General features: G+C 70.1%; 2 protein-coding genes. Both read right to left on the reverse strand.

Going from position 1 to position 2,219, the window contains the following annotated elements:
* Positions 1-550: DUF6262 family protein (locus O3W51_RS49215; RefSeq protein ID WP_443048434.1), on the reverse strand; the 550-nt coding region annotated here is incomplete at its 3' end.
* Positions 547-2,166 (reverse strand): tyrosine-type recombinase/integrase, encoded by a 1,620-nt coding sequence (locus O3W51_RS47815; RefSeq protein WP_269290352.1) that lies wholly within the window; start codon positions 2,164-2,166, stop codon positions 547-549. The genes O3W51_RS47815 and O3W51_RS49215, both read right to left, overlap by 4 nt.
* Positions 2,167-2,219 lie beyond the last annotated feature (53 nt).

Raw genomic sequence — 2,219 nt, forward strand, 5'->3', positions numbered from 1 at the left:
AGGGACAGAACACGAGAGTCAAGCTCATCAAGCGGGCCGGATACGGGCGTGCGAACTTCGACCTTCTACGCAAGCGGATCTTGCACCGGACCTGACCACCAAGCACAAGATCAGCGACAGAGCCGAAATCAGTGACCGTCCACACTTGGGTCCATTCGGCTTCCAAGTCGCGGACCTGTCCCAGGAGTTCACCGATGCGGGTGCGTTGGGCGAGGATCTCGGCGTGGGCGGCTTTGAGGGCATTCTCGGCGTTCAGGGCCCGCTCGCGCCAGGTCGCCTCGCGTGCCTCGTCCTGGTCGGTGACCATCTGGGTCCGTCGTTCGCCCGCTTCGGCCATCGCGGCGGCGACCGCGGCCCTGGCGTCGGGGTGGCCGTAGAGGAAGGTGCGGGAAACGTTCGCGCGGCGGGCGACCGCGGAGACGCTGACCTGGGTCTTCTCGCGGCGGAGCCGGGCGATGGCGTCGCGGACCCGTCCGAGGGCGGCGTCGGTGCTGCGGCGACGGGCGGTCAGGGCGGCGGCCGTGCGTGGATCGGGGACGGTGGTGGTCACGCGCATTGCTCCTGTTCGTCACCGGCGGCCTCGGCGAGGTCGGCGGCGCGGAAGGCGGTGGACCAAACGCGGTGGAAGTAGTCCTGGGGTTTGCGCAGGTCCAGGGCGAGGGCGTCGTCAAGGAGGCCAAGGCCGGCCAGGGCGCTCTCCAGGCCGTCGATGGCGCGGGCGGTGGGTTCGAAGTAGCGGTGGAGGTAGTCGGCGGTGGCGTCGTCGGGGGCGCCCTCGGCCAGCAGCCGCCACTGCTCGCGCTTGCGCCGCCAATAGAGGAGGTCGGCGCCGGACAGGACGAACTTGTCGCAGTTGTGGCAGTTCAGGTTCCAGGGGCAGGCGCCGCCCTCGACGACGGGCTGGAAGGTGCAGAACCCGCCCTCGGCCGGGGTGCTGCGGCGCGACAGGTCGATCGCCAGGGCCTGGGCCTGCTCGCGGGTGAGTGGAGCGGCGCCCTCGGTGATGAGTTCACCGGGGTTGGCGGTGCCGGGGCCGGCGACCCAGACACGTTGGAGGACGTCGTCGAGGTCGGACTGGGTCAGGTGGACATAATGCTCCGCCATTCGGTCACTGACCTGCCCCATATACCGGCGGATGTGCGTCAGGCTCGCCCCGGCCCGCAGCAGCCGGGTTGCCAGGGTATGCCGGGCTTGGTGGGCGACGTAGTGACCGCCCAGGTCGAGGTCGGTGATCCAGTTGCGCAGGCCGGTATGGAACCAGGTGTAGGACAGGGCGCGACGGCCGTCCGAGTTGAGCATGTCGGTGGGGAACAGGGCCAGGTGGACGCGCTCGGCGGGGGTGGGCGCGCGGCCGGCGTGGCGGTCGGCGAAGTGGGCCAGGGTCTTGCGGCGGCGTTCCTCAAGCCGGTCCATGAGCCGGTCGGGGATGCGGATGGCCGCGTTCAGGTTGCCGACCTTGGTCTGGTCGTGCCAGAGCACGGGCAGCCCGCCGTAGCGGCCGATGCAGTCCAGGTGGAGCTGGATGACCTCGTTGGCGCGTCGGCCGGTGATGATGATGGCCTCCCACATATCCCGCAGGCCGCGGTCGTGCGGGTCGTGGTCTTCGGCGAGTTGCAGCAGGTTGCTCTCGTCCGCGAGAGCGCGGGCGACCTCGTCGGGGAAGGGGTTGCGGCGGCGGGGCGTGCCCGGGCCGCCGACCGGCACGGCGGTAATGAAGGCGCGGTTCAATCCGATCTGCTCGGCGCTGCCGTTGTCCAGGGCGCCGCGCAGCACGGCCCGGCCGTAGTTGAGCATCATCCGGCGCATGTTCTCGGTGACCCTCGACTTCTTGCCGTCCAGGCGGGCCTGGCCGCGGAAGGCAAGGCCGAGACGTTCACGGTTGCGCAGGTCCGCGACGAAGCGGTGGGCATGCTCTTCGCGCAGCGCCCTCGGATCGTGGCCGCCGTCTGGGGCTTCGGCCTCCAGGAACGCGCTCAGCTCAGCGCCCGCGCGGCGTTGGTAGTCCACCGGCTGGGCGCTGCGCGGGCATGACGGCGAGCGCAGCACATCGGCGATGTGGTCCCACAGCAGGTCGCGCAGCCACCGCTGGGAGACGTGTCGGGGTACACGTGAACGTCCCCAGCCTCGTACGGATGAAAAGGGACAGTTGCTGATGCGGTGAGACATGCTGCTCGGCACTCTGATGCTTGGTCGATTCGGGCGGCGGAGGGGGCTGGCAG

Source organism: Streptomyces sp. H39-C1, from assembly GCF_027158125.1.
GTDB classification, from domain to species: domain Bacteria; phylum Actinomycetota; class Actinomycetes; order Streptomycetales; family Streptomycetaceae; genus Actinacidiphila; species Actinacidiphila fildesensis.

Bases quoted from the DNA above. Each gene is read 5' to 3' on its own strand.
- O3W51_RS47815 (WP_269290352.1), bottom strand. From the start codon at position 2,166: ATGTCTCACCGCATCAGCAACTGTCCCTTTTCATCCGTACGAGGCTGG.